The 26,502-nt window shown below is 38.3% G+C and carries 26 protein-coding genes; 16 read left to right on the forward strand and 10 right to left on the reverse strand.

Annotated elements, in window-relative coordinates; translation table 11 throughout:
- Positions 1 to 14: 14 nt before the first annotated feature.
- Positions 15 to 860 (reverse strand): alpha/beta hydrolase, encoded by an 846-nt coding sequence (locus DL897_RS15650; RefSeq protein ID WP_113660064.1) that lies wholly within the window; start codon positions 858 to 860, stop codon positions 15 to 17.
- A gap of 375 nt (positions 861 to 1,235) precedes the next feature.
- Here DL897_RS15650 and DL897_RS15655 point away from each other — a divergent pair, with 375 nt between their 5' ends.
- From DL897_RS15655 to DL897_RS15675, 5 genes are all read left to right on the forward strand, one after another.
- Complete coding sequence (locus tag DL897_RS15655) at positions 1,236 to 2,171, forward strand: ABC transporter substrate-binding protein (RefSeq protein ID WP_168188837.1); 936 nt, start codon at positions 1,236 to 1,238, stop codon at positions 2,169 to 2,171.
- Between the two features lie 10 nt (positions 2,172 to 2,181).
- A complete protein-coding gene (locus DL897_RS15660; protein WP_113660066.1) occupies positions 2,182 to 3,204 on the forward strand; it encodes a FecCD family ABC transporter permease in 1,023 nt (340 codons plus the stop codon).
- A 14-nt stretch (positions 3,205 to 3,218) separates the two neighbouring features.
- Positions 3,219 to 4,022: a heme ABC transporter ATP-binding protein gene (locus tag DL897_RS15665; RefSeq protein ID WP_113660067.1), complete on the forward strand. Its 804-nt coding sequence runs from the start codon at positions 3,219 to 3,221 to the stop codon at positions 4,020 to 4,022.
- A 27-nt stretch (positions 4,023 to 4,049) separates the two neighbouring features.
- A complete protein-coding gene (locus DL897_RS15670; protein WP_113660068.1) occupies positions 4,050 to 4,607 on the forward strand; it encodes a cob(I)yrinic acid a,c-diamide adenosyltransferase in 558 nt (185 codons plus the stop codon).
- Between the two features lie 81 nt (positions 4,608 to 4,688).
- Complete coding sequence (locus tag DL897_RS15675) at positions 4,689 to 5,048, forward strand: arsenate reductase family protein (protein WP_113660069.1); 360 nt, start codon at positions 4,689 to 4,691, stop codon at positions 5,046 to 5,048.
- Positions 5,049 to 5,199: 151 nt separating this feature from the next.
- Here the strand turns inward: DL897_RS15675 and DL897_RS15680 are convergent, their stop codons facing one another.
- A complete protein-coding gene (locus DL897_RS15680) occupies positions 5,200 to 6,261 on the reverse strand; it encodes a MerR family transcriptional regulator (RefSeq protein WP_113660070.1) in 1,062 nt (353 codons plus the stop codon).
- A gap of 469 nt (positions 6,262 to 6,730) precedes the next feature.
- Here DL897_RS15680 and DL897_RS15685 point away from each other — a divergent pair, with 469 nt between their 5' ends.
- Positions 6,731 to 8,122: an amino acid permease gene (locus DL897_RS15685; protein ID WP_113660071.1), complete on the forward strand. Its 1,392-nt coding sequence runs from the start codon at positions 6,731 to 6,733 to the stop codon at positions 8,120 to 8,122.
- Positions 8,123 to 8,480: 358 nt separating this feature from the next.
- On the opposite strand, the gene DL897_RS15690 is transcribed toward DL897_RS15685, so the two are convergent.
- Entirely contained in the window at positions 8,481 to 9,155 is a 675-nt protein-coding gene (locus DL897_RS15690; RefSeq protein ID WP_113660072.1) for an O-methyltransferase, read from the reverse strand.
- 536 nt (positions 9,156 to 9,691) lie between these two features.
- On the opposite strand from DL897_RS15690, the gene DL897_RS15695 reads away from it, so the two are divergent.
- The 6 genes from DL897_RS15695 (at position 9,692) to DL897_RS15720 (ending at position 14,067) form a co-directional block, all read left to right on the forward strand.
- Positions 9,692 to 11,074 carry an amino acid permease gene (locus DL897_RS15695; protein ID WP_113660073.1) on the forward strand — a complete coding sequence of 461 codons (1,383 nt, stop codon included), beginning with the start codon at positions 9,692 to 9,694 and terminating at the stop codon, positions 11,072 to 11,074.
- 377 nt (positions 11,075 to 11,451) lie between these two features.
- Positions 11,452 to 11,988 carry a peroxiredoxin gene (locus tag DL897_RS15700; RefSeq protein ID WP_113660074.1) on the forward strand — a complete coding sequence of 179 codons (537 nt, stop codon included), beginning with the start codon at positions 11,452 to 11,454 and terminating at the stop codon, positions 11,986 to 11,988.
- Positions 11,989 to 12,063: 75 nt separating this feature from the next.
- Entirely contained in the window at positions 12,064 to 12,516 is a 453-nt protein-coding gene (locus tag DL897_RS15705; protein WP_113660075.1) for a redoxin domain-containing protein, read from the forward strand.
- A 14-nt stretch (positions 12,517 to 12,530) separates the two neighbouring features.
- Positions 12,531 to 12,914, forward strand: a complete 384-nt coding sequence (gene gcvH, locus DL897_RS15710; protein ID WP_113660076.1) for a glycine cleavage system protein GcvH — start codon at positions 12,531 to 12,533, stop codon at positions 12,912 to 12,914.
- Positions 12,915 to 13,100: 186 nt separating this feature from the next.
- Positions 13,101 to 13,523 (forward strand): hypothetical protein, encoded by a 423-nt coding sequence (locus DL897_RS15715; RefSeq protein WP_113660077.1) that lies wholly within the window; start codon positions 13,101 to 13,103, stop codon positions 13,521 to 13,523.
- Positions 13,524 to 13,638: 115 nt separating this feature from the next.
- Positions 13,639 to 14,067: a PTS sugar transporter subunit IIA gene (locus DL897_RS15720; RefSeq protein WP_168188838.1), complete on the forward strand. Its 429-nt coding sequence runs from the start codon at positions 13,639 to 13,641 to the stop codon at positions 14,065 to 14,067.
- A gap of 118 nt (positions 14,068 to 14,185) precedes the next feature.
- Here the strand turns inward: DL897_RS15720 and pckA are convergent, their stop codons facing one another.
- A complete protein-coding gene (gene pckA / locus DL897_RS15725; RefSeq protein WP_113660079.1) occupies positions 14,186 to 15,760 on the reverse strand; it encodes a phosphoenolpyruvate carboxykinase (ATP) in 1,575 nt (524 codons plus the stop codon).
- 326 nt (positions 15,761 to 16,086) lie between these two features.
- Here pckA and DL897_RS15730 point away from each other — a divergent pair, with 326 nt between their 5' ends.
- Entirely contained in the window at positions 16,087 to 16,473 is a 387-nt protein-coding gene (locus DL897_RS15730; RefSeq protein WP_113660080.1) for a S1 RNA-binding domain-containing protein, read from the forward strand.
- 173 nt (positions 16,474 to 16,646) lie between these two features.
- On the opposite strand, the gene DL897_RS15735 is transcribed toward DL897_RS15730, so the two are convergent.
- From DL897_RS15735 to DL897_RS15755, 5 genes are all read right to left on the reverse strand, one after another.
- The gene (locus DL897_RS15735) at positions 16,647 to 17,669 is read right to left on the reverse strand and encodes a glycine-rich domain-containing protein (protein ID WP_113660081.1); all 1,023 of its coding nucleotides are present in this window, start codon (positions 17,667 to 17,669) and stop codon (positions 16,647 to 16,649) included.
- 197 nt (positions 17,670 to 17,866) lie between these two features.
- Positions 17,867 to 18,454, reverse strand: a complete 588-nt coding sequence (gene mnmM / locus DL897_RS15740; protein ID WP_113660082.1) for a tRNA 5-(aminomethyl)-2-thiouridylate-methyltransferase MnmM — start codon at positions 18,452 to 18,454, stop codon at positions 17,867 to 17,869.
- Between the two features lie 12 nt (positions 18,455 to 18,466).
- Positions 18,467 to 19,450, reverse strand: coding sequence for a tRNA modification radical SAM protein MnmL/YtqA (gene mnmL, locus DL897_RS15745; protein WP_113660083.1), 984 nt, complete (start codon positions 19,448 to 19,450; stop codon positions 18,467 to 18,469).
- Positions 19,451 to 19,653: 203 nt separating this feature from the next.
- Positions 19,654 to 19,938 (reverse strand): hypothetical protein, encoded by a 285-nt coding sequence (locus tag DL897_RS15750; protein ID WP_145962236.1) that lies wholly within the window; start codon positions 19,936 to 19,938, stop codon positions 19,654 to 19,656.
- A 113-nt stretch (positions 19,939 to 20,051) separates the two neighbouring features.
- Positions 20,052 to 21,359 carry an ArsB/NhaD family transporter gene (locus DL897_RS15755; RefSeq protein ID WP_113660085.1) on the reverse strand — a complete coding sequence of 436 codons (1,308 nt, stop codon included), beginning with the start codon at positions 21,357 to 21,359 and terminating at the stop codon, positions 20,052 to 20,054.
- Between the two features lie 654 nt (positions 21,360 to 22,013).
- On the opposite strand from DL897_RS15755, the gene DL897_RS15760 reads away from it, so the two are divergent.
- Entirely contained in the window at positions 22,014 to 22,853 is an 840-nt protein-coding gene (locus tag DL897_RS15760) for a DUF6612 family protein (RefSeq protein WP_113660086.1), read from the forward strand.
- Positions 22,854 to 23,091: 238 nt separating this feature from the next.
- The gene (locus tag DL897_RS15765; protein ID WP_113660116.1) at positions 23,092 to 24,549 is read left to right on the forward strand and encodes an aldehyde dehydrogenase family protein; all 1,458 of its coding nucleotides are present in this window, start codon (positions 23,092 to 23,094) and stop codon (positions 24,547 to 24,549) included.
- A 26-nt stretch (positions 24,550 to 24,575) separates the two neighbouring features.
- Here the strand turns inward: DL897_RS15765 and DL897_RS15770 are convergent, their stop codons facing one another.
- Positions 24,576 to 25,334, reverse strand: a complete 759-nt coding sequence (locus DL897_RS15770) for a MerR family transcriptional regulator (RefSeq protein ID WP_113660087.1) — start codon at positions 25,332 to 25,334, stop codon at positions 24,576 to 24,578.
- A 98-nt stretch (positions 25,335 to 25,432) separates the two neighbouring features.
- Here DL897_RS15770 and DL897_RS15775 point away from each other — a divergent pair, with 98 nt between their 5' ends.
- Positions 25,433 to 26,110 (forward strand): CPBP family intramembrane glutamic endopeptidase, encoded by a 678-nt coding sequence (locus DL897_RS15775; protein ID WP_168188839.1) that lies wholly within the window; start codon positions 25,433 to 25,435, stop codon positions 26,108 to 26,110.
- Positions 26,111 to 26,502: the final 392 nt, after the last annotated feature.

The following is a 26,502-nucleotide window of genomic DNA, read 5'->3' on the forward strand; positions in this document are numbered from 1 at the left end:
GCCAAATTTTACGGCTAGCCTGTCAATGTCTCCTGAAAAAATTGAACGCTTAAGTTAATAGCATCATTTAATTGTGGAGTCATACTTGTAAAAGGATGTACTGCTCGAAATGTATGGTTCGCATTTGATATCACCTCAAGCCGTGCTCGAGGGGCTTGTTGGAAGATTTGTTGAGCCCCTTCCATAAAGCCAGGATGGTCCTGATCTGCTTGAACGATCAAAAGAGGTTGAGTAAGAGTAGAAAGTCGCTTGATAAAGTTGAAACGTTCCCAATTTCGTTCCAAATCCTCAATCACTTCCAAATCAATGGGCATCTCTTGTTTAGTTCGGGCATTCGTGATATAGACCCGTCCTTTTTCTTTGATTTCACGAATGAGCTCATCACCAAAGAAGTCTGGACGGGGGATGCTGTTCCAGATCGTCACACTTTTAATTTGAGGATGTTCTAAAGTAAAGATGAGACTATTGCCACCACCACGGCTGTGTCCCAGAATTCCCAAGCGTTCTTTATCCATCTGTGAACTATAAGGGAGTTGCCCCTGTTGGATCGCTTGAAGGATCAGAGCAATATCTTCTTGTTCACGACTAAATGTAAGGCGAGCAAATTTCTCAAGCTCACTATAAGTATTTGGATCATCACCTACTCCATTCATTGAAAAATCAAATGTAATCGCCACAAAGCCTGCATCTGCTAATTTCTCTGCAAGTATCGGGAAAAATCCCCATTCTTTAAAAGCTTTAAAACCATGACAGATGATAATAGTTGGAACTGGATTTGATAGATTGGATGGGATAGTGACTTCTCCCCGAATGACTCGCTCTTCTTTTCCTACATCCATTTGAAAAGATTGTTTTAACATTTCAGTTCATCCTTTCCGTTTTAACTTTCTTAAGAGGTTGCCTTCTTAATCAGCCGCTCATCGCTTCCCCACTCACTCCCGCTAAAGGTTTGGCGCAAAAGTCGATCCTACACAAAAAAGATTCGTGGCTTCATCTAGGAATGATCTAGGTTTTGGTTCCAATTATGCAACATGCTCTCTTAAGTATAAAAACCTCTTTGGATCAGATCGACTTTTTCTTCAAATGTTAATGGGATTATGTTATGAAAATGGTGAACAGCTGAACTAAAGGGAACTTCCTCTTCTACATCGTAACATGTTAGCAAAATTCTTACGTATCTCTTATAATATGGTTGAACACATATGCAAGAAAAAAATACGAAAGAGGTGAGAAGCATGCGAAATCGAAAGAGCTGGTGCTCAATGCTTAATTTGGTACTTATTCTTAGCATCTTTATACTCGCAGGCTGTTCAACGAAGTCAGGAGTTAATACACCATCACCAGTAAATCCTTCATCGGTTAACTATCCACTTACTCTAACGGATCAAGCTGGAAATAAAGTTACACTCGATAAGCAGCCAAAGCGCATTGTTTCCTTGGCGCCTAGTGCTACTGAAATTGCGTTTGCTTTGGGATTAAATAAAGAAGTAGTGGGTGTTACTACGAATGATGATTATCCTGCGGAAGTTAAAAAGTTACCCAAAGTGGGCGATATGAATATTAATCCTGAAAAAGTTTTAGAATTAAAGCCTGATTTAGTCTTAGCTGCGAAACTAAATGGAAAAGAAACCTTGGATAAGTTGAAAAAGTTAGGCTTAAAAGTATTGGTATTAGATGCGAATAATTATAAAGATGTATATCGTTCCATTGCTCTAGCTGGAAGCGCAACGAATAGAGCTTTTGAGTCAGATGAAATCATTAAAAATATGGAGCAAGAAAAGCTAGCTTTATATCGGACGGTAGGACAGATCCCTGAAAATCAGCGTGTGAAAGTATGGATTGAGATTTCACCACAATTACATACAACGGGAAAAGGAACATTTATTGATGAGTTGGTCACTTTAGCAAGTGGAAAAAATGTAGCCAACGGACAGCAAGGATGGCCACAGATTTCTGCTGAGCAAGTGGTAAAGTGGAATCCGGATGTAATTATCTCCACTTATGGAGATACGCAGGGAATTTTAAAACGTAAAGGCTTTGAAAATGTTACAGCAGTAAAAAATAAACGGGTTGTGGCTGTAGACCAAAATTTAATTAGCAGACCTGGACCGCGAATTTGGAAAGGATATAAAGAAATTATCAAAGCATTATATCCAGACAAGGTAAAGTAGGGAGAGATGGATGAAAGAACTTCGTTTACTTTGGTGGAGTGGAGGATTATTCCTCTGCTTTCTTTTTTCTATCAGTGCGACAGTGACTTGGGGAAGTGCACACATTGAAATGGGGATGGTCTGGAAAATTATATTTTCCCACCTGTGGGGAGGAACTACTCTTCCGGCTGGAATCGATTCAGCAACTGATGCGATTGTTTGGCAACTTCGATTTCCGCGGGTAATTTTAGCCGCAGTAGTTGGTGCTACTCTTGCGATTGCAGGGGTTATATTTCAAGGTCTACTTAAAAACTCTCTCGCCGATCCATATGTACTGGGAGTTTCGTCAGGAGCAGCTACTGGAGCCGTCTTATCCATGCTGACAGGATGGGGTAGCATTTTACTTGGTAAATGGACTGTTCCTATTTTTGCTTTTGGTGGAGCATGCTTAGCTCTTTTTTTGGTTTTACGGATTGTTGATCGACACTTACGTGCAGAATCACTAATCTTATCAGGTGTGGTGATTCAAGCCTTTTTTGGGGCCATTCTTACATTTGCGATTTCGATATCCGAACAAGAAATGCAGCGAATTCAGTTTTGGTTAATGGGTAGTTTTGTACTACGTGACTGGGAACATGTATGGATTTTGTTGCCTATACTTGTGATCGGTCTAGTGGTTGCTTGGGGATTTAGTCGAGAGTTAAATGTTCTTGTACTAGGAGATCGCTCTGCAAGTCATTTAGGAATGAATGTTGCACGAGTACGTCTTTTCTTACTCTTATTAGCTTCATTTGTTACAGCAGTAGCTGTTTCCGTCTCAGGAACGATTGGTTTTGTTGGATTGGTAATCCCACACATTATTCGGATGCTAACTGGTGCCGATCACCGTAGTTTGATTCCGTTATCAGCTTTAGCTGGAGCTATTTTAATGATGTGGAGTGACTGTCTAGCACGTGTTATTTTTGATCCGCGTGAATTGCCAGTCGGCGTAATTACAGCTTTTATCGGAGCGCCATTTTTTGCTATGATCCTAAAGAAACGTCAGAAGAGATAAAGGAGGAGAAGTGTTTGCTTAAAGCACAAGGGTTAGCAAAGTCGTATGGATCAGAGCAGATTCTACATCAAGTGGAATTGGAAGTAAAGCGTGGAGAAAGTTTTGGGATCTTAGGACCCAATGGGAGCGGGAAAAGTACCTTAGTTAAAATATTAATTGGAGAAGAGTCTCCTGATTCAGGGAAGGTTTGGCTAGAAGGGAAAGAGATAGCTAGCTATGATTCCAAAGAACGTGCCCGAAAGATTGCTGTATTAGCCCAAGAGACGATGGAGGAGATCGATTTTACTGTCGGGCAAGTGGTCGAGATGGGGCGTTATCCCTATCTAAAAAAATGGACAGGAATGACCCGACAAGATCAAGAAATCATCGAACAAGTGATGGAGCTAACAGGGGTATCCATTTACCGAGACCGCCGTTTTAGTGATCTTAGCGGGGGAGAAAAGCAGCGCGTTGCGATTGCCAAAGCATTGGCACAAGAACCAGAGCTATTATTTTTAGACGAACCAACCACTTACTTAGATATTCATTATCAGTTGTTGATTCTGGATTTAATTCACCGATATCGGCAGGAGCATCAGTTAACGATTGTGATGGTACTACATGATTTAAATTTAGCCGCCCAGTATTGCGATCAACTGCTTCTTCTTTCTAAAGGAAAGGTCAAAGCCGCCGGAAATCCTCAGCAGATAATTCAACCCAGTCTAATAGACGAAGTCTTTCACGTAAAGCCTATCGTTCTTTCACATCCCAAATGGCAAGTGCCACAATTACTTTTGTCTGCAAAAAGGGATTCTTGTTCTTCAGGCGAATGTTCCTAAAGAGGAACATAAAAAGGAGGTTTTTGAGTGAAGATTTATACTCGTACTGGTGATCAAGGAACAACAGGTGTATTGGGTGGTCGGATCGATAAAGATGATATTCGTGTGGAAGCTTATGGGACGATCGATGAGCTCAATGCTTTTATTGGCGAGGCAATGGCCCGTATGGATCAAAAAAGCCATGCTGATCTTATCGCTGATTTAACAGAAATACAACATGAATTATTTGATGCGGGTGGAGATTTGGCCCAAGTAGGAAAGAATAGAAACTATAAAGTGGTAGCTGAAATGGTAAGTAGGCTGGAAGAATGGATCGATAAATATGACGCAGAATGCCCACCACTCAAAAGATTTATCTTGCCCGGAGGATCTCCACTTGCTGCAAGCCTTCATATATGTCGTGTTATAGCACGCCGAGCTGAACGACTAGTAGTGACATTAACGCGAAACCAAGAAACAAATGAAGAAGTACGTCGCTATCTGAATCGGCTATCCGATTTCTTTTTTATAGCGGCTCGTGTCGCTAATGTACGCGCTCAAATTCCTGATGTTGAATATAAACGGGGTGGACAAGTATTTAATTAAGAGTGTGCGGTGTCATTCAGTATTCTAAATTAAGTCAATCTACTTAGGGGTATTCAAGATCTTATATTGGAGGTATATACCATGAGTTTGATTATGTATCAATATCCAAAGTGTGGAACCTGTCGAAAAGCGATGAAATATCTTACCGATCATGGAGTTTCTTTTACTGCTAAACACATTGTTGAAGAACCGCCATCCAAAGAAGAGCTTGCTAAGCTCATTAAAAAAAGTGGGCTACCCATCCAGAAGTTTTTTAATACAAGTGGAAAAAAATATCGTGAGTTGGGGCTTTCACAGAAATTAAAAGAGATGAGCGATGAAAAAAAATTAGAACTGCTAGCCTCAGATGGAATGCTAATCAAACGTCCAATTGTTACCGATAACGAAAAAGTGACAGTAGGTTTTAAAGAAGATGACTTTGCGAAGACTTGGGTGAAATAATTCGATTGCCCTCATGAATAGAATTGTCTCTAAGAATCTGTCTACTAATAATAGGAAAAAGTGAGAAGAAAAAATAGCAGCACTCATCAATGAGATAGTTATAATCAAATGCCCGTACCACTTAGCGTGTGATACGGGAGCTTTTTTATGACTAGCTCTTGGATGACCATTGCGCATAGACAAGATGTAATATTTCATTGATCTGTTCGATCTGAGTACGAGCACCATTTTTTTGTAGCCAATCAAGTAATTGACTGCGATCTGCATAGAATTCATCTTCGATTTGTTTGATAATATCTTTCCGACCTCGCTGTTTCCACTGTTCTAAGTAACTAGCACGCTCCTGTTCGTCTATAAACATCAAATCAGCAATACAAAGTCTACCACCAGGCTTTAGAACTCTTTGCATTTCTTCAAGAGCAAGGATCTTTTGTTCAGGGGTTAAGTGGTGCAAAGCATAGCTAGTCACAATAAAGTCGAAACAGTGGTCAGTAAAGGGAATCGCTAGGAAATTGCCGATCCTTGTTTCAATCTCAGGGTACTTTTGTTTACATTGCTTCAGCATTTCTTTGGATTGATCGATCCCTTTGATTTGGATCCCACGTCCCAAAAAGCGTCCAGCTAAGTTCCCTGTACCAATCCCGATTTCCAATCCAATTTCATGGTTTTGTGGACGAATCCATTCAAGCACTTTATCCAATACCTTGTCATAATCTTTATGTACATGGAAAGATTCTTGTACTGTTTGAACCTGTTGATCATAGCTTGCCGCTTGTTTATCAAAATTCCATCGATCCATCCAATTCGTTCGTTCCAGTTCCGTCCGCTTACATTGAGCAGCGAGTTCCCATAAGCTTTCCCAAGAACAACTACTTTCGCTTTTATAATGATTAATCATATGATCTAATGTGTTAATAACTTGTTTGAGTCGAACCTGTTCTGCAAAGATAACAGCACGCTGTAGTTCAAGATAGTACAATACTTCTTCGGAATCACCTTCATCCATTTCTGCTAATACTTGTTCAATTTGTTGGATGGACATACCTACTTCACGCAGCGAGATAATGGTTTGTAAACGCCACGCTTCTTTATCTGTAAAAACACGATATTGATTTTCGTCATTTTTGTCGGGTGATATAAGACCTTTCTCTTCATAAAATCGGATGGTTCTTGGAGAGACCTTTAGTTTATCTGCGATTTCTTTGATATGCATAGTTAAAGTACTACTCCCCTTTCAACTGATGATATCTTCCTTACTATTCAGATTCTAAGGGTTAACGTTACGGAAAGGTCAATACTAAATAATCAGAGCTGTGATGGAAATGATTAAAACGGACAGTATTATATGATCGTAGGGAGCCGATAGGAACACGAAATACCTATATTTGATAAATCAACCGCCATGATTATAAATCAACTAGATCCTAATTTTTATTAATAAAATTATATTTATATCGAATCGGTGATGAAGTTAGATAACTGATTAAATAAGATCCCAAACAAAATGACCTTAGCAAGTATTTCCCTTTCTTATTTTTATTTTATATGTAGATTTCTATTTCTTTTTTTAATATAATAAATAAACAAGTTTCCATATATAAGTAGGGGAGAACATAAACTGAAAACGCTTACAGATTTATGCCACAGAAAAGCTCAGTTTTCGGAGAGGAAGGAGCAACTACATGGCAGAAAAACAGATAGCAAACTCTGAGCAAAATCAAAACAGTGTATTTGAACGCGAAAATGTTTTAGAGCGAAAATTGGGCACTAAGCAGCTTTCGATGGTGGTCATTGGTACTGCAGTGGGAACAGGCTTGTTTATGGGATCAGGTTTATCGATCAGCTATGCAGGTCCAAGTGTAATTTTAAGTTATGCCGTAGCAGCTTTAATTGCTTTTTTTATGATGATGTGCCTAGCAGAAATGACGGTAAAACATCCGACAGCAGGTTCATTTGGAACACATGCTGAGTATTATTTAGGTCCTTGGTCTGGCTTTATGGTTCGTACTACTTATTGGATTGCAAACGTGATTGCAGTAGGTGGAGAAGTAACAGCAGTTGCTTTGTATATGCACTATTGGCTCCCTTCCATACCTAAATGGGTTTGGGTTATTCTCTTTTCGATCATTATTATTTTCTTAAATGCACGTTCTGTATCGAATTTTGGTACAATGGAATACTGGTTTTCAATTATTAAAATCACAGCGATTATTGGTTTTATTCTTATAGGAGCAGCAGTTCTTTTCGGAATAGGGACAAAACCGGTTGGGTTTTCTAACTATGTGGCTCATGGTGGATTTATGCCAAATGGCTGGTATGGTCTCTGGTTAGGAACCACGACGGCGATGTTTAGTTATATTGGTTCGGAAATGATCGCAGTAACCGCTGGGGAAAGTAAAAACCCGAGTGAAAGCATTCCTAAATCTATGCGTTTATCAGCCTTTCGCTTAATTATTTTCTATGTGTTATCTTTAGCCATTATGGTGGCTGTCATCCCATGGAATCAAGCTGGTTCACAAGAAATTACACAAAGTCCTTTTGTAAAGGTATTCGCGGCTCTAGGTATTCCGCTTGCAGACCATATTATGAACTTTGTGGTACTTGTCGCAGCTTTATCAGCAATGAATGCCCAAGTTTATGCTTCTACACGAATGGTTTTCTCATTAGCCAAAGGCAACTATGTTCCCAAAGCATTGGGTAAGCTAAGTGAACGAGGTGTCCCGATCAATGCTCTACTTATTTCAAGTATCGGGTTAGTATTGGCTACTGTATTAAATGTTGCTGTACCCGATGCGTATAGCATTTTGATAGGGTTAGCTACAATTGGTGCGCTCGTATCATGGTTTATGATCTTTATGACTTACTTCCGGTTTAAGAAGCAAAATCAAGAGAAGCTCAGTTATCATGCTCCACTTTACCCCGTGATTCCTATTGTGGGAACACTTCTACTTGGAGGAACGATTGTTACTTTAGGAATTGATCCAAATTGGCGCTTTACGTGGTATGCTGGAGCAGGTTGGCTTGCTTTAATTTCGATTATCTACTTGGTGTGGATTAAGAAAAAAAAGCAATGATATAAACGTCTAATATAGGAAAATATCACGAACTATATCTATAAAAACATCCAGTAGTGTCCATTAACCAAAAATAGGTAAGATGGAGAGGCATTTTTCGACTAAGTCGACCTCATGCCCCGCTCTACGGGATAAGAAGTTAAAGCCTATAAGAACTTCTAAAATGTCTTACCTAGCGGAATGAACGGAAACGGACTCGGACTCATCTTTGTAAGACATCATCAGTCACGTGACGAAAATATGCCCTCCAGAAAACCTATTATTATACAAATCAACAGCCGTGAAAAACATCCCTTTCCAGTTTCGAGTGGTTTGGGATGTTTTTATTCTTTAACCTGATTTACCTTCTCTGGTAATCCTAATCGATGACAAGGGCGATGGCAAAGCCGTCATACCCTTTGCTACCGACAGTTTGAATTGCTGTAGCACTTACTCGTGGTTCATCAGCAAGCATTTCCATGAAGCGTCGGACTCCTTGAACGCTGGGGTCTGTAGAGGATTCATCGATGACGGAGCCTTTACGAACGACATTATCGGCGATGATTAGGCTACCACAACGTGATAATTTTAAAGCCCATTCAAAGTAATAAGGATTGTTCGGCTTATCAGCGTCAATAAATATGATATCAAAAGGCTCAGTCTTTTCTTTTGCAAGCTGTGCTAAGGAGTCAAGAGCATTTCCTACTCGTATTTCTACCTTTTCTAATAGATTAGCCCGGGCGATATTAGACTGGGCTATTTCTGCATGAAAAGGGTCTAGTTCTAAGCTAATCAGGTGTCCATCAGGTGGTAATGCACGAGCAAACCAGATGGTACTATAACCACCTAGTGTTCCGATTTCCAGTATTCTTCGTGCTCCTTTTATCTGTGCAAGTAGATGGAGTAGCTTTCCTTGGTTAGGAGCCACATCGATTGCAGGTAAGCCAGCAGCTTTGTTTGCTTCTAGGGTTTCTTCAAGTACAGGGTCAGATGGAACAAGTAAGTCTGTAATGTATTGATCGACATGTGCCCAGTTGTTATTAAAATTGCTCATGTACATGACACCCTTTCAGATTAGGTTAATCAATTTTTACTATACATCCGATTGTGTGATTAATTATAATTGCGATTTTTCCAAGAGATACAAAAGTCCTAGGAGTTTCTATGGAGTAGAATTAGGAGAGGATGAGGTGGGAAACGATGCGTGATTCATTTGTCAATATCACCTGAATGTAATAGAAAATTGTAACTATTATACTCCACTAAAACAAATCACGCAATTAAAACAAAACCTCCGTTTTTTTTAGATTACCATTTTTAAGATATAGATTTTTTATTTTATATAGATATAATATATAAAAATAGTAATATATATTTTAAGACTTTACCTTACGGTTTTGCTGTTTATGTCTAATGTTTACTTCTCATTCTAAGAAACATTAAAAATTCTCATTGGAGATTAAAGGGAACCAGTACGATTAAACATTGAATGCGTTATCGTTTTTATTTTATTTTTAATACTTTAATACAGAGCAGCATATAAGCGTCATAGTCTTAAAGCAAAATGTAGTAGAGAAAGGACAACCTAGAATGGCAAAACAGCAGGTATCGCTCTTTGAGCGAGAAAATGTACTTGAAAGAAAGCTAACGGCCAAACAATTAACGATGGTAGCGATTGGCTCTGCGGTTGGAACTGGTTTATTTATGGGATCGGGTCTTGTCATTAGTTATGCAGGGCCAGGAGCAATTCTTAGTTATGCCGTAGCAGCTTTGCTTACTTTTATTATGCTAATCTGTTTAGCAGAAATGACGGTCAAACATCCAACAGCTGGTTCTTTTGGAACTCATGCGGAACATTATTTAGGAGCTTGGTCTGGCTATCTAGTACGTTGGAGTTATTGGCTTATCAATGTACTAGCCATCGGAAGCGAAGTAACGGCCATCGCTTTGTATATGAATTTCTGGTTTTCAGGGGTTCCCAAATGGGTTTGGATTATATTATTTTCTTTGGTCATTATTTATTTTAATGCACGTTCGGTAAATAGCTTTGGTACATTGGAATATTGGTTTTCATTCATTAAGGTAGTTGCTATTATTGGATTTATCATGATAGGGTTGGCGATGATATTTGGACTAGGAACCAAGCCTGTCGGTTTTTCGAACTATGTTAGCCATGGTGGATTTTTACCTTTTGGTTGGGGTGGTATTTGGCTTGGGATTGGGATGGCGAGTTTTAGTTATTTTGGCTCCGAGTTAATTGCTGTTACGGCAGGTGAAAGTAAAGATCCAGCAAATACAATTCCAAAAACGATGCGTTTGACCGCTTTTCGTCTCATTATTTTTTATGTGCTATCTATGATTGTTATGTTGGCGGTTGTACCGTGGAGTCAATCAGGGGCAAAAGAGATCGTACAAAGTCCATTTGTAAAAGTATTTTCGATCTTGGGCATACCTGGGGCAGATCATGTAATGAATTTCGTGGTGTTGATCGCTGCACTTTCTGCCATGAATGCACAAGTTTATGGGGCGACACGGATGCTATTTTCGCTCTCCAAAGGCGGTTATGCACCTACCATTTTAGGTAGACTTAATTCACAACAAGTCCCTGTTTATGCTCTTTTACTTTCATGTGTCGGATTGTTCTTAGCCATTATTCTAAATATAGCTGTACCTGATGCTTATAATATTTTGTTTGGAATCGTGATTTTTGGTGGTTTATTCTGTTGGAGTATCATTTTTGTGACCTATTTTTCCTTTCGCAAAGCGAATGCTTCATCTAAATTAGTGTATCGGGCACCTTTGTATCCGCTCTTACCTGTGATTGGACTTCTTTTAGTTTTGGGTATTTTAATAACGTTATGGTTTATGCCTGAATGGCGGTTTGTCTGGTATGTTGGTGTTTCTTGGCTTGTGCTCTTATCCATTTTATACTTTCTACGTTATCAAAAGAAAATAGTGAAAGTAGATAAGTAAATTAAGAAACTTGGGTTGAAGTAATGGACTCAACAGCCAGTAAAATGAAATATAATCTATCGAAAAAGCTCTACGCTAAAGTAAAAATGCGTAGAGCTTTTCTTGTAAACGAATAACAATATACATAAGCTTGAATGAGATTGAATCGAATCGTAAAAAATAGCTTAAAGGCATTTATGAGAAGGATAGGTGATAAGTATTTTCAAATTATACTTAGTATAAACTAGAATTGACTTTAATCTATAGGCGTGATATCTTATTCATGTCAATAACTCAGCAACTTGTTTACAAACCACCCACTTTGGGAAAAGTAAACAGGTACATAATCCCAACACATACTTACTAATCTCTTAACATCTCATGAGGAGGAATGGACCATGTCCAGTCTTGTAGGTAAACCAGCCCCAGATTTTGATATGGAAAGTACTAAAAATCTAGAAACCCTAGATGAAAATGTTAAACTTTCCGATTATAAAGGAAAATGGCTCGTTCTTTTCTTCTATCCAATGGACTTTACTTTTGTTTGTCCAACAGAGATTACTGCTCTTAGTGATAACTATCATGAGTTCCAAGCAAACGATTGCGAAATTATCGGTGTAAGCACAGATAGCAAATTTGTGCATCGTGCATGGATTAACACCCCACGTTCTGAAAATGGATTGGGTGAACTCAACTATCCATTAGGTGCTGACCCAGCTCATAAAGTAAGCCGTGACTACGGTGTACTTATTGAGGAAAAAGGTGTTGCTAACCGTGGTCTATTCATCATTGATCCAGAAGGTATTGTCCGCTACCAAGTAGTAACCGACTTGAACGTAGGTCGTAGCGTAGATGAAACCTTACGTGTTCTCCAAGCTCTCCAAAGCGGTGGTCGTTGCCCAGCTGACTGGAAACCAGGTGCAAAACACGTTTAATTAACCAAAGAGGAGGACCTAACTACTTGGTTAGGTCCTTTTTTTACCAGATCTTAAATAAGGAGGTTGAGGTTCATGCCATTACGTTTACGTACAGAGATGCCTGAGATCAAAGGAATTACAGAATGGGTAAATAGTGAAGTAAGTAATGAGGATCTAAAAGGAAAGCCTGTTCTTGTTCATTTTTGGTCCATTAGCTGTCATATGTGTAAAGTTAGTTTACCTGATGTGAATAAAATCAAAGAAGAATATCCAGAACTAGCTGTTGTAGGAATTCATATGCCTCGTTCTGAAAAAGATTTAGAGATCGAGCCAGTCAAAGAAACCATTGAAAAATATGAACTGAAACATCCACAAGGCATTGATAATACACATAGTGTAGTGGATGCTTTTGAAAACGAGTATGTTCCTGCTTTTTATCTATTTGATCCAGAAGGAAAACTCAGACATCGTTCAGCAGGAGAAAAAGCATTATCTATGCTAAAAACACCTTTAGAGAGAGTTATGAATGAAATTCGTCAAGCTTAGTTGGAGGGAATAAGATGAATTTACCACAAGAGCTGAAGTATTCCAAAGAGCACGAATGGGTAAAAACAGAGGGCAACCAAGTAAGAATCGGAATTACCGATTTTGCTCAATCAGAGCTGGGGGACATTGTTTTTGTTGAGCTCCCAGAAGTTGGAGCAGAGATCGCTGTTGGTGAACCATTTGGTAGTGTAGAATCTGTTAAAACAGTCTCAGAACTTTATGCACCAGTCAGTGGAAAAGTGATTGAAGTGAATGGTGATTTAGAAGAGTCTCCGGAAAATGTGAACAACTCTCCTTATGAAGACGGTTGGATGATTGTAGTCGAAATGGCTGATGCATCAGAGTTAGAAAAACTTCTGACTGCAGAAGGATATAGCAAAGAGATTGAACAAGACTAAAGGGTTAAGCTGCAAAAGGGGCTTAGTGAAATCCTCTGAAATCCAATAATTGGATTTCAGAGGATTTCTTTGTTTTGAGGTTTAAATGAACGGATTGAGTGGTAAATAAACAATACTAACTAAATCAGTTTTTAAAAACTCTATCGGATGTTTGTTTTGGATCAGGGGAAGGGGAGGGGAAACGCTATGAGTTTCTGCTGTGGAGCTAGTATGATCGGTATGGTAGGTACATTAAGTCATCAGCATGTAAAAGTTCATCATGTTCCGTTGCTTTGTTGCCCGGTTTGCCAAAATGTGGTAGTGCATCCAGCTATAAAAGAGGAATTTGACTTGGTGGTGGAGTATGCTAAAGAAGACCAAGTCAAAGAAATAACCCTCCGCGAATCGATTAACCCCGAAATGCTTATTGAATGGAAAGAAATTTGTGTAAGTTTTCAAGAAGATGATATAGATCACGTGCTTCGTGAGCAGATTGATCATTCACTCGACTTATTAAGTGTTGCTAAGCTACTATCAGACTCAGAATGGGAAGAAGATTTAAAAAACCGTTTGCGAGTGCTTAGCCTTCGTCTACGGAAACTAGAGGAAAATAAAGAGAGTAGTAGATAAATAGAACCAGCGAAAAAGCCAGCTTTTAGGTAAGCTGGTTTTTTTAATGGGCTTATGTATGATAGGATGGTTGGAATGGAAAACTATGGACAAAAATTGGAGCGGAGGTTTTTTTATGATTCAAGAATACTTATCTGAAGAGCTCATTCAACTAGATATACAGGTCGAGATGAGAGAAGAAGTGATTGATCGATTAGCAGAATTAATGGAAGCAAAGGGGATAATGGCAAGAAATGAAGATTTTCTATATAACGTATTTGAGCGAGAGAGAAATGGAACGACATCGATGGGTTCAGAAATAGCTATTCCCTATGGTACTTCTAAAGATGTTAATCGTTCTGCAATAGCTGTTGCTCGTTTGATTAAGCCGATCTATTGGGATGATGGAAATCCGGTATCTTATGTATTTTTAATCGCAGCATTAAAAGGGGAGGAGACTGTACTTTACTCTTCATTAAAGGAGAAATTAATGGATCAAAAAGTAAGAGAGCAGTTAAAGATAGCAAGTACACCAGTCCAAGTTGTATCAGCTTTACAGATATAAACAGATTTATGAAATATGCCTTTAGTCTATTCCAATATGATGCAAATCAACAGGAATTAAGGTCTTACAAAAAAGGTCTTGAAGCAAAACTCCAAGACCTTTTTTGTAAAATGATATTTTATTTTTTAGGACCTGCCATCTGAATTGCTTCCGATACACCACTAAATTTACTAAAGTTTTTATGGAAAAGCTGTGCCAACTCTTGTGCTTTTTGATCATAGGCATCTTGATTAGTCCAAGTGTTGCGTGGATTGAGTATATCCGATGGAACCTCCGGACATGTGACGGGTATATGCAAGCCGAAGATTGGATCCGTTGTATAATCTACTTCTTTCAATTTTCCTTCGATAGCAGCACGAACCATTGCCCGTGTATAACCTAAATGGATACGTTTTCCTACCCCATACGGACCACCAGTCCAACCCGTATTCACGAGATAAACAGCAACGTCATGTTTAGCGATTTTTTCTCCCAGCATTTCAGCATAAACATTGGCAGGGCGTGGTAAGAATGGCGCACCAAAACAAGTAGAGAAAGTAGCTTCTGGTTCGGTAATACCACGCTCTGTGCCCGCTAATTTACTAGTATAACCGGATAAGAAATGGTACATCGCTTGTTCTGGAGTTAAGCGAGAGATTGGTGGCAGTACACCAAAAGCATCAGCCGTTAAAAATAAGATGACATTTGGATGACCTGCCGTTCCAGGAATGACTGCGCCTGGAATATAATCAATTGGATATGCTGCACGAGTGTTTTCGGTCCATGAACTATCATCGTAGTTTGGTTGTCTATCCTCGTTTAGAACTACGTTTTCAAGCACAGAACCAAATCGAATGGCTCCCCAAATCTGAGGCTCTTTTTCTTGGCTTAGTCCGATACATTTTGCATAGCATCCACCTTCAAAATTAAAGATCCCTTGATCAGACCAGCCATGTTCATCATCTCCGATCAGGCGACGGTGAGGATCAGCAGACAACGTTGTCTTACCAGTTCCTGATAAACCGAAGAATAAAGCAACATCCCCTTGTTCTCCAACATTAGCAGAACAGTGCATGGGTAAGACATCTTTCTCAGGTAAGAGGTAGTTCATAACGCTAAAGATGGACTTTTTCATTTCTCCTGCATAGTGTGTACCAGCAATAACGACCACCTTATGCGTAAAGCTTACAGCAATTAATGTTTCTGAGCGTGTTCCATCTTCTTCAGGATTAATTTTAAAATTGGGTACACAGATCACGGTGAATTCTGGGGTATGATTAACTAATTCTTCTTTAGTTGGTCGGATAAAAAGTTGATGAACAAATAGATTCTGCCACGCGTATTCATTAATTACACGAATAGGCAGACGATAAGTCTGATCAGCACCAGCAAAACCATCAAAGATAAAAAGTTCTTTGTCTCGTAAATACGCCAGCAAGCGTTGATAAATTTTTTCAAAAACAGCCGGTTCGATCGGTTGGTTTACACTACCCCAATCAACTGTAGCTTCGACCGAATGATCTTTTACAATAAATTTATCTTTAGGAGAACGACCTGTAAATTTACCAGTTGTTGCACGAAGAGCTCCATTATATGCTAAAGTTGCTTCATTTCTTTGTAATGCTTTCTCTATTAGTTCAGTTACACTTAGATTTGCATGAACTTTTCCTTCGAATTGGAGCAAAGGTGTTTGTTCGGTGAGGATTATACTCATTTTCTCAACCATCCTTAAACATGTTATTCAAATTCGTCCGAGCGATCTTAAATGTATGTTTCATTCGGTAAATAATATAACATATTTAAGAGGATGGGTGAACTATTTCTTATAAAAAAATGTTATAGTCGAGGAAAACGTTACAGTAAGAAAGAGTTTTTGCCATACTAAAAGGTGAAAGAGGATAATTTAGAGATATTCTCTACATGATTATTTTGATGGAAAAAACATATTGCTAAATAGAGGATTTGACCTTTTATTCATTGACATAATAAAAAATAAATGATACCATCTTACAGAATGAATACCATTTCGGGAGTGTTAGAATGAGTCAGTTAAAAGAAGGGGCCATTATTACAGGAGAAGTCATCTCGACGAAGCCCTTTGGTGCATTTGTGAAATTAGAGTCGGGAGAAACCGGATTAGTTCACATTTCTCAACTTTCCGCGAAATATGTAGAGAAAGTAGAAGATGTGGTTCAAGTAGGTGCAAAGGTTAAAGTAAAAGTACTTTCCATTGATGAAAATGGTAAAATCTCTTTATCGATGAAAGCACTTAGTGAAGATCGACCTCCTCGTGAGCGTAAAGGCGGAGATCGTCGAGGTGGACGAAGAGGAGCTCCTACTGATTTTGAAGATATGATGAAAAAATGGTTAAAGAGTAGTGAGGAAAGATTGAGTGCCCTTGCTGCCAAACAGAAAAGAAATCGTTAAGTCTGATCAAAGATGCACTGACGATTGATATAGATGCGAAAAGCTAAATAACCAAGAGTAAAGGTTGAAGTACCTTTTTGCTTTTGCTGATTGTGAAGCTTTAAGCAAGTTTGGATAGCTCTATCTTTCGATAATAAAAGGCTGGCATATCAATGCCAACCTTTTTTTGTCGTCTATGAACCACCACCGCAACCACCACCACCGCAGCCGCCTCCACAGCCACCACCGCCATCGCCACTACCGCCATCGCCACTACCACCATCACTGCTACAGCCACCGTCGCTTCCACAGTCAATACTCATGTTACTACCAGCGTCACCACTATAGCCGATCAATGATGATGAATCTTTTTGCTTAAAAGCTTGTTCGATATGAATATGCAGTAACTTTAATTCATTCGTAAAGTGTATTGGATGGAAAATTGATAAATAAAACATTCCAGAAAGTAAGGCGAGTGACTTTGTATTTGATTTTGAGTTGGGTATATAGGTCTTTTTATAGCTTTTTACCGTTGTTCCATGTAATTGTACATGATGATCCAAACTTTGAATTTCAGATTTTATATATTGGATGATAAATGAGATAAGATAAGAAACACTAGAGACGTGTTGAGCAGTATAGGCATTAAAGTACTTTTGAGTTAGCTCTTCCTCTGATAAACTGCGGAAGTCTTCTGCTATTTGTGATGATAACGGATTTCTTAAAAATGGCCCCCACAATGTAAAGCTATATTTAGTTGGTCGGAATAAGATAAAATAGACAGTATCAAACCATGCTCGGTCCTCAGGTGCAGGTTTATAGCCGGGAGCATGAGGAATATGGTGTAATTTGGTTTTCAAAAAATTATCACAAAATTCGTCATATTCTCTAGTGAACATTAACATTTCATGCCAGATTTCATCGACTTCGTTACTATACATGGATACTTTTTTGAGAATCGCCACCATAATCAAATAGCGTTGCCATTCAAACCAGCGACTTTTCCAAGTATTCTCATCTAATTTATATTTCCCCATTACTCTACCTTTTACTGCTTCTATATATGAATGGGGAAGAGAATTCTCTAAGTGTTGGATGAGTGAATGTATCTCTTGGATAAACGTTTCATGATGAGGTTGAATTCCTAAAAAGGGTTGTTCATAAGAAATACGAGCGATCTTCTTCTTTTTGTTATTTTTCCAGAAAAAGAATCCCATGCTGATTCCACCTCTCGCTGACTGAATGACTTTAATTCTATTATAAATGATTATTTATTAATACGTTAGAAATATATCTTTTCTTTTCATAAAAAGAACTTCTAAGAAGGTGATCTTAGAAGTTCTATGGACTGATTACTTTCAGCAAATAAGTGACTGAGTTACTTCTAATCTGAAGTGTTATGCCTGCAAGGCTTCTATTTTTTTTCAATCACTACCAATGAAGGAGCGTGGTTTCTGTTTAATATTTGCTGCCACATTACTTGAAATGACTTCGCTGGAAGAGAAGTAGCCCATTTGATTACACTAGCTGCTTCTTCTTGTCCCCCAGGATGCCCTGTATAAAGAGCGAGGGTAATGATTCCCCCTGAAGCCAGCCAATGGGTCATCTTAGATAAAGCAGCGATGGTGGTAGATGGTTGAGTGATAATCGACGGGTCACCGTGAGGTAAATAGCCTAAATTAAACATAACCGCTTGTATATGTCCGAGATGTACCTTAGGCAATACCTCATCAAAGCGATCATGACTTAGCCTGTACAACTCTACGATCGGCAAGAGGTTAGCCGCTTGTAGTCGTGATCTTGTCGCTGTGATCGCGTCGTTTTGTATGTCAAAACCATATACTTTCCCATTTGGTTGCACCTGTTCGGCTAAGAATAAGGTATCATGCCCATTGCCGATTGTTGCATCGATGACTACACAAGTTTCAACCGTTGAAGAAGCCTTTGTCAAATGGGAAGAAAGGAATTTCCGAGCGCTGCTTAGAGTGGAAGGAATATGCATATGATCTTCCTTTTATTTTAGTAGTGTCCATGGTTGGCGAGGTTTTGCTTTTTTACCTTGCCACGTGTTACGTTTTTGGAGTTCATCATCAATCGCATTGAGAACTTCCCATTTTTTTCGGCTCCACATAGGTCCGATCAATAAATCTGGAGGTCCATCACCAGTAATTCGATGAATAACGATATCGGGTGGTAACATCTCGAGTGAATCAACAACCAAACGGACATAGGATTCTTTATCTAAAAACTGTAAAAGCCCTGCTTCATACTGTTTAACCATCGGGGTATTCTTCAATAAATGAAGAAGATGAATTTTGATTCCTTGAATGTCCATATTGGCACAAGCTTCCACAGTTTGTAACATCATCTCTTCAGTTTCTCCAGGTAGCCCATGGATAATATGGGCACAAGTACGAATACCATGCTGTCGAAGCTTTTCGACCGCTTCGACAAAACAAGCAAAGTCGTGTCCACGATTAATTAACTCACCTGTTTGATCATGCATGGTTTGAAGACCTAGCTCTACCCATAGATAGGTACGCTGATTTAGCTCGGCGAGATACTCAACGACATCATCGGGCAAACAGTCGGGGCGAGTCGCAATGGATAGACCAACCACTCCTTCTTGTTCCAAAATGACTTCATACATCTCCCGGAGTTCTGCCACTGGAGCGTAAGTGTTACTAAATGCTTGAAAGTAACCAATATATTTGGCATCTGGCCATTTTTGATGCATACGCTCTTTTACATCATTAAACTGTTTAATTAAATCATCACGGCGATTTCCAGCAAAATCTCCAGATCCCCGAGCACTACAAAAAGTACAGCCACCAATTGCTACTTTTCCGTCACGGTTAGGGCAGGTAAAGCCTCCATCCAATGCTACTTTAAATATCTTTTGCCCATAAAGCTGACGTAAATGAGAGTTCCATGTATGATAACGTTTATCTCCCCAGAGTAGGGGAGTTTCATTGATTTCGATTACTTGTTTATCCATAGAAATCATCCTTTTATCAAAGCTGTTTCTATTATACATGATTTATCAATCGATTTCAGATATAGCTTTGGGTTACTAACCAAATACACGACCCGTTTTAGTTTGGATTAAGCTTTCGTCTACGTTACATAAAAAGGTATTAGGATTTTTCATCGTTATAGTAAAACCAACCATCCACATATTTTGGATGGTTAGTTTTATCCCTATCCTCCAGTAGAACTTTTGGAGTTAGATGGGCTAGGAATATGAAGTTTTTTTCCCTCAGTTACTTTAGGAGGATTTTTCACTTGATTATTACTTTTTCTTACTTTATTCACTTTATCCTCTTGATCATTGGTATTCGTAATCGTTGTCGGTTTCGGTTTTTCTTCTGCTTCTTTTTGTTTGTCTGTTTTTTTACCTGAATTACCTTGTATGCCTATCGCTGCAAAAACTGATAATGAAGCTAAAAAGAGTATCACAAGCTTTCCCTTTTTTTTCTTTTTCATTTCATCTTCCTCTTTCAGCATAAAGTTTTCCAGCTTAGTAGTGCAGAGGTCACTCAGAAATTCAAACTGTGATATTTGTTTTATACTCATATCACAGGAAGAGTCATGCAGTTTTAGGGAAGATGAATTAGATATCTAAGATAAATATAAAGATGGGCAATCGCAATTGAAACTAGAGTAATTGGAGCTCCGATTTTTAGGAATTGCATATAACTAAATCCTTTACCTTCCCGTGATGCCAAACCAGCAACGATTACGTTAGCAGAAGCACCTAGTAGCGTCCCATTCCCTCCTAAACAAGCTCCAAGTGCTAAGGACCACCATAACGTATTGATTTCAGGAGTGTTTAAAGCGAGACCTAGCCCAGTAGCCATTTCTTTAATCAAAGGGATCATGGTTGCGACAAATGGGATATTATCAATCGTAGCTGAAGCGATCCCCGAACCCCAAAGTATCAAAATAGCAGTTAATGAGGCATCACCATTTGTGAAATCTAACATTTGTTGAGCGAGATATTTAATAACCCCCACTTCTTGTAATCCTCCAACTAGAGAGAAGAGTCCAGCAAAGAAGAAAATGGTTCCCCATTCTACAGAAGCAAAAGCTTCTTCTATATCAGACTCTTTTAAACCAATCAGCATCAGGAGTGTAGCCCCAAAAATAGCGATAACTGAGGCTTCCAAGTGAAGTACAGAATGAAGCGCAAAACCTAATATGGTTAAACCAAGGATGAATAATGATTTCTTCATTAATTTGGGATCTTTAATCGTTTCAGACTCGTCGAGCTCCATTAAACCTTGAATCGCATCTTTTTTTACAGATAAATCTTTACGATATATGAAATAGATCATAACTAATGTGACCAGCATAATGACAAAAGTAACGGGTGCTAAATTAATGAGGAATTCATTAAATGTTAAATGCTTATTGGCGGAGCCGATCATGATATTCGGAGGGTCTCCGATTAATGTAGCTGTTCCTCCGACATTTGAGAAGATAACTTCGGATATAAGATAAGGAACAGGATTAAGATGAAGGATTTTGGTAACAGAAAAGGTAACAGGTACCATTAATAATACGGTGGTTACATTATCTAAAAATGCAGAACCTACTGCAGTTAAAATAGATAAGATCATTAATAAACGAATGGGATCTCCTTTTACACTTTTCGCTGCTTTTAAAGCGACCCATTGGAAAACTCCCGTTTGATTAGTAATGGTAACAAGGAGCATCATTCCAATCAGTAAGGTTATTGTATTCCACTCAATATATTGCGAAAAGACCTTATGAATATCTAAAATCCCCAGGATGACCATCAAGGATGCTCCGAAAATAGCAATGACAGCACGATTCACTTTTTCGGAAATAATGAGCGCATAGGTAACTAAAAAGATACTTACAGCGATAAATACAGAGTTCAAATTCCCTCATCCCTTTCTATGTACGCAAAGAAGGAGCCTTTACCCATGGCTCCTTCTCGTATCCTTGTCTAAAAAAAGATAGAAGGAGCCCATAGATGACAGGCTCCTCCATTATTGCGTATGTATTTTATTAAGTAAATTATACACGATTAATCAATAATTGCCAAGTGAAAGTTTTTAATTTGTGATTTGGTATATTTTTATATTTTTTAGCATATCATGATCAACTACTAAAATGGAAAAGAAAAGACGAAAAAAATTTTGTATAATACGACATTCCTGATATTAGGGTGACTTTTTTCATGAGTATGGATTAACTAAAAATAGGTAGGAAAAGAGGCATTTTTCGACTAGGTCGACCTCATGCCCCGTCGACAAGTGATAAAGTCTTAGGTATTTCTATCATGCTTTGACTCTAGGGAAGATTATGGAATCAGATGGGCTCCTAGCGTTCCATCTGATGGAATATTCTGTTGGCGCCATCTCCCGCAGACATCATCAATCATGTGGCGATGCCCCCAGTCTATTCAATAGGATGAAAAACGATACGACCGTGATTTTCCATATAATTGGCGATATCTAACAATATTATAGACATATATGTTAGAATCTGGTATAGTTTGACTTATCATAATATTACATAGGGGTGAAACAATGAGAAAATTGAGTCTCATCATGTCGGTTTTACTTAGTGCTTTTCTCTTTGTCGGTTGTAACAATCAATCAAAACCGACAAATGCTGACCAACCGAAGACAAGCACCAATGAACAAAATTTATCGGCGAGTGAAGTGTTAAAAAAAGCAGCAGAAGCGATGAACAAAGAGAAAGGATTTATTGCCGAAAGTAAGCAAGAACAACAGATTAACGATGGAAAAGTTGACAAGAAAGTTGCCACTAACATGGAAGTCAAAATTACTAACCAACCTCTCGCAATGCATATGAAAGGTACCACTACCGCAGATGGGGCACAAACACCTGTGGAAATGATTATGGTAAATGGAAAAAGCTATATCAAGCTAGGACAAAAATGGATCAAAGGTCCTGAATCAAAAAAAGAACAGGCAGATAATCCAGCTGAACAACTAAAGAAAGCACAAAAAGCTATTGATGCTTTGGGTGGAAATGGACAAGATGGTACTAGAGTAACCAAGGAAGGCGATCTCTATGTTGTAGAGATCACCAAATCAGCCATTGAAAATCAACAGTTTAAATCAATGCTGATCGAAGAAGTGAAAGAAGCATTGAAGGAATCATTAGCGAAGAATAATCAAAATGGAGAATTCCAGGTAGATCAACTACAATTCGATCAATACCAGCAAAAAATCTGGGTTAATGCAAAAACATTTCAGTATGAAAAACAATGGATCGAATATAGTATGACAATCCCTTCAAAAAAATCACCACTTAAGATTAACTTGAAATTAGATATGAAGGTAAAAGGTCCTTTTGAAGGAAAAATTGAACTACCAGCGGAAGTGGATAAATCTAAATAATTTGAATACATAGGCCTATTCTCTATCAGATAAGGAGAATAGGCTTTCTTAATATAAATGCGAACAGATCCAGGCAGTAGTGTCGATTAACTAGAAATAGGGAACAAAGGGAGATATTTTTCGGTTTAGCCGGTTTCTATAATTAAGAAGGGAGACTCAAATAAGAATAATGATTTAGGTAAATACTATGAGGGAATTTCATCCCTCTTTTTTAATGGGTAAAGGTGGTTATTTGGTGATGGCAAAGTTTCAACAATGGAATAAACAATGGATTGGTGGACAATGGAAAATTGGATTAAGTCAAAAGAATTACATCAATAAGAATCCGTATAATGATGAAGTCCTTGTAGAAATACCACTCGCAAACATGGATGATGTTGATCAAGCATATGAATCATCCCAAGCTGCGCAAAGGGAATGGGAAAAAGTAAATCCCTATAAAAGATCAGCTATTATGGAAAAGGCAGCTGAGCTACTAGCCGCAAGAAGAGAGGAAATGGTCGAATTACTCGTAGCGGAATCAGGAAGTACTCGAATCAAAGCGAATACAGAGATTGATTTTGCGATAGCAATTATTAAAGAGGCAGCCTCTTTTCCTATTCGCATGCAAGGAATGATTCTTCCATCGCTTGTACCTGGAAAAGAAAATCGAATTTATCGTTATCCTGCTGGTGTAGTTGGAGTGATTAGTCCTTTTAACTTTCCTTTTTATTTATCGATGCGTTCAGTAGCTCCAGCACTTGCAACAGGAAATGGTGTAGTACTTAAGCCTGATCGGCAAACGATGATTACAGGTGGTTTGGCGATAGCGAAACTATTTGACGATGCAGGAATCCCCAAAGGATTATTCAATGTAACGGTGGTGGATACCAAAGAAATCGGTGACGCTTTTGTCGAGCATCCTATTCCACGGATTATTTCTTTCACAGGTTCAACTGAGGTTGGACGTCATATTGGTGAATTATGTGGTAAAAATTTAAAACGAGTCGCTTTAGAACTGGGTGGAAATAATGCTTTAATTGTTTTGCAGGATGCAGATATTGAAAAAGCAGCTCATTCTGCCGCTTTTGGTAAGTTTATGCATCAAGGTCAAATCTGTATGGCCATTAACCGAATTATCGTTGATCGTAACCGATACGATGAATTTTTAGAGCGATTTAAAGAGAGAGTTTCCAAAATTAAAGCAGGAGATCCATCCAATCCAGATACTTTTGTCGGACCTCTAATTAATCGAAAGCAAGTCGATCGAATTTTGGATTTGATCGATAAAAGTGTAAGGCAAGGAGCCAAAGTGGTTTTAGAAGGGAAAGTACAAGGGAATGTAATGGAGCCTTTTATCCTTGCAGATGTTACGAATGATATGCCGATCGCACAAAATGAGATTTTTGGTCCAGTTGCTGGAGTTATTGCAGTCGATGGGGAGGAAGAAGCGATCCGTGTAGCCAATGATAGCCCTTATGGTTTAAGTGGTGCTGTATATGCAGGCTCGGTAGAACATGGCGTAGAAGTGGCTAAGAAAATCGAAACAGGAATGATTCATGTCAATGATCAAAGCGTAAATGATGAGCCAATTATTGCCTTTGGGGGAGAAAAAGCATCCGGTCTTGGTCGTTATGGTGGAATGTGGGCTTTAGATGAATTTACAACAGTGAAATGGATTTCTGTACAAGTTCATCCAAGAGAATATCCAGTATGAATAAATTGTTGATCCCCCCAATTTTTTTAAAGGGGGGATCGTTTTTTAGTTCTGCTGGATTGCCGTTGATTCTGATCATAAATTTCAAAGGCTTTATCCAATAGCTGGATAATATTCTCTTTAATAGGATAATATCGATAGCTATAATGTGGATTTTTCCTCATTTCCCATGCTTTTTTCATTAATGCTTCATCACCTTGATACAATTCTTCTGATTTCTTACTAATTTGTTCGATAATCTGCTGGATTTCATCTGATTCAGGAGGTAAATGTTGAAGATCATTTAACTTTCTCAAAAGCTCTCTCCATTCTTCTGTATTTGGATCATCTGCTTCCAATTTAGGACCTCTCTTAAGTACTTCTTGTTCGAGTCGTGTAAGGGAAGCTAATTGATTTTCCTTAGCTTCCCGCGAATGGTCATATAACTCGAATAATATATCCCAATCGATGGTTTTTTCTACTTCGTAAGATCGAATAACGGCTTGGATTCCCAGCTCCATTTGCTCAATGCGCTTTTTTTCTTGTTGGAGATATTTAGCTTGCTGGTTAAGTAATTGTATCCATTCATGATTGGATTGCGTTAAAAGGCACGAAATGGTTTTTAATGGTAAACCGAGGTCTTTGAGAAAAATAATTTGCTGCAATTTGATTAAATCTTGCTTGGAGTAGAGTCTATGCTTCCCTTCTGTAAAAGAAGACGGTTTTAGTAATCCAATTTCATCATAATAGCGTAAAGAACGAATACTTAGACTAGTTCGCTTAGATACTTCTCCAATCGTTAACATTTAAATTCCTCCTTTTCGAGAAAAATGGGGTTGAATCTCACGTTATGTGAGGTTTTACAATAGGGATTAACTCCATATACGAAAGGATGCATTTTAAAATGAATCAAGTGAAATCCAAAGATATCTTACTCTTTTCTCTGTTAATGATATTAACCTTTATCTTTGTGCCTATTATGGTAAAGGATAAATTAAATCAATTATTGATTCACTTTGGTTTGAGTGCATTTGTAGCGAGTGTGTATGTAGGATTATGTATAGCTATCATTTTGGTAGTAGGTGGCTATTTCCTATTGGTAAAACCTTACCACACAACATGGTCTGAAGTAGGATTTAAATCATTTTCTATCAAGAAAGTTCCTTGGCTATTACTCATGACCATTATTTGCTTCGGTGCCTCCGTCTTAAGTTATATCATATCTGTTTATTTGGGAGCTCCTGAAAGTAATACTAAAACACCCATACTGCAAGAGGTGGATACATGGTATTCTTATTTCGTAGTTTTTATAATGGCAGTCATTGTGTCACCACTCTACGAGGAAATTTTTTATCGCGGAATGATCTACGGATTCTTAAGAAAAAGGATCAATCGTACTATTAGTTTATCCATTAATGCTGTACTATTTTCGATAGCGCACTGGCCGAATTGGAATATTTTACTCCTCAATCTGATTAATGGACTTTTGTTTGGATATGTGTATGAAAAAACAAATTCAGTATATGCCAGCTTTATTGTTCATGGCTTAATCAATTTATGTGTATTACTCGTCGCTGTTTAGAAGCTTTTGCATGAATCAATGGCTCCTTAGTCAAAAGTTGATCTTACGCCAAATTGGTCTGGGATAAATGAGGAAGCGATAAGCGGCTGATTTAAAAGGGTACTTCGCTATAATATACAAAGACAAATATGAACATTCCAAAGAGAGCCATAACACCAATCATATGGCTCTCTTTATTTATGGGAACATTGAGATGCGGTAGCTGCGAAATAGGGATCGAATCAAAAATGAGATGATAAAAAATCGAATGGTACAGATGGAACAGATTATAACAATTTGCCAATTAATATATAACAGATTTGATCTTGAAACTATAACACCATTCAATTGTGTCTAACTATAGATATGTCATATTCATCTGAAAAATATTGAAAATGCTTGGTGTCAAAGGG

Origin of the sequence: Thermoflavimicrobium daqui, assembly GCF_003313465.1 — a bacterium.
GTDB lineage: Bacteria > Bacillota > Bacilli > Thermoactinomycetales > Thermoactinomycetaceae > Thermoflavimicrobium > Thermoflavimicrobium daqui.

Bases quoted from the DNA above. Each gene is read 5' to 3' on its own strand.
- DL897_RS15650 (WP_113660064.1), bottom strand. From the start codon at position 860: ATGTTAAAACAATCTTTTCAAATGGATGTAGGAAAAGAAGAGCGAGTC.
- DL897_RS15655 (WP_168188837.1), top strand. From the start codon at position 1,236: ATGCGAAATCGAAAGAGCTGGTGCTCAATGCTTAATTTGGTACTTATT.
- DL897_RS15660 (WP_113660066.1), top strand. From the start codon at position 2,182: ATGAAAGAACTTCGTTTACTTTGGTGGAGTGGAGGATTATTCCTCTGC.
- DL897_RS15675 (WP_113660069.1), top strand. From the start codon at position 4,689: ATGAGTTTGATTATGTATCAATATCCAAAGTGTGGAACCTGTCGAAAA.
- DL897_RS15680 (WP_113660070.1), bottom strand. From the start codon at position 6,261: ATGCATATCAAAGAAATCGCAGATAAACTAAAGGTCTCTCCAAGAACC.
- DL897_RS15685 (WP_113660071.1), top strand. From the start codon at position 6,731: ATGGCAGAAAAACAGATAGCAAACTCTGAGCAAAATCAAAACAGTGTA.
- DL897_RS15690 (WP_113660072.1), bottom strand. From the start codon at position 9,155: ATGAGCAATTTTAATAACAACTGGGCACATGTCGATCAATACATTACA.
- DL897_RS15695 (WP_113660073.1), top strand. From the start codon at position 9,692: ATGGCAAAACAGCAGGTATCGCTCTTTGAGCGAGAAAATGTACTTGAA.
- DL897_RS15700 (WP_113660074.1), top strand. From the start codon at position 11,452: ATGTCCAGTCTTGTAGGTAAACCAGCCCCAGATTTTGATATGGAAAGT.
- DL897_RS15705 (WP_113660075.1), top strand. From the start codon at position 12,064: ATGCCATTACGTTTACGTACAGAGATGCCTGAGATCAAAGGAATTACA.
- gcvH (WP_113660076.1), top strand. From the start codon at position 12,531: ATGAATTTACCACAAGAGCTGAAGTATTCCAAAGAGCACGAATGGGTA.
- DL897_RS15715 (WP_113660077.1), top strand. From the start codon at position 13,101: ATGAGTTTCTGCTGTGGAGCTAGTATGATCGGTATGGTAGGTACATTA.
- DL897_RS15720 (WP_168188838.1), top strand. From the start codon at position 13,639: ATGATTCAAGAATACTTATCTGAAGAGCTCATTCAACTAGATATACAG.
- pckA (WP_113660079.1), bottom strand. From the start codon at position 15,760: ATGAGTATAATCCTCACCGAACAAACACCTTTGCTCCAATTCGAAGGA.
- DL897_RS15730 (WP_113660080.1), top strand. From the start codon at position 16,087: ATGAGTCAGTTAAAAGAAGGGGCCATTATTACAGGAGAAGTCATCTCG.
- DL897_RS15735 (WP_113660081.1), bottom strand. From the start codon at position 17,669: ATGGGATTCTTTTTCTGGAAAAATAACAAAAAGAAGAAGATCGCTCGT.
- mnmM (WP_113660082.1), bottom strand. From the start codon at position 18,454: ATGCATATTCCTTCCACTCTAAGCAGCGCTCGGAAATTCCTTTCTTCC.
- mnmL (WP_113660083.1), bottom strand. From the start codon at position 19,450: ATGGATAAACAAGTAATCGAAATCAATGAAACTCCCCTACTCTGGGGA.
- DL897_RS15750 (WP_145962236.1), bottom strand. From the start codon at position 19,938: ATGAAAAAGAAAAAAAAGGGAAAGCTTGTGATACTCTTTTTAGCTTCA.
- DL897_RS15760 (WP_113660086.1), top strand. From the start codon at position 22,014: ATGAGAAAATTGAGTCTCATCATGTCGGTTTTACTTAGTGCTTTTCTC.
- DL897_RS15765 (WP_113660116.1), top strand. From the start codon at position 23,092: ATGGCAAAGTTTCAACAATGGAATAAACAATGGATTGGTGGACAATGG.
- DL897_RS15770 (WP_113660087.1), bottom strand. From the start codon at position 25,334: ATGTTAACGATTGGAGAAGTATCTAAGCGAACTAGTCTAAGTATTCGT.
- DL897_RS15775 (WP_168188839.1), top strand. From the start codon at position 25,433: ATGAATCAAGTGAAATCCAAAGATATCTTACTCTTTTCTCTGTTAATG.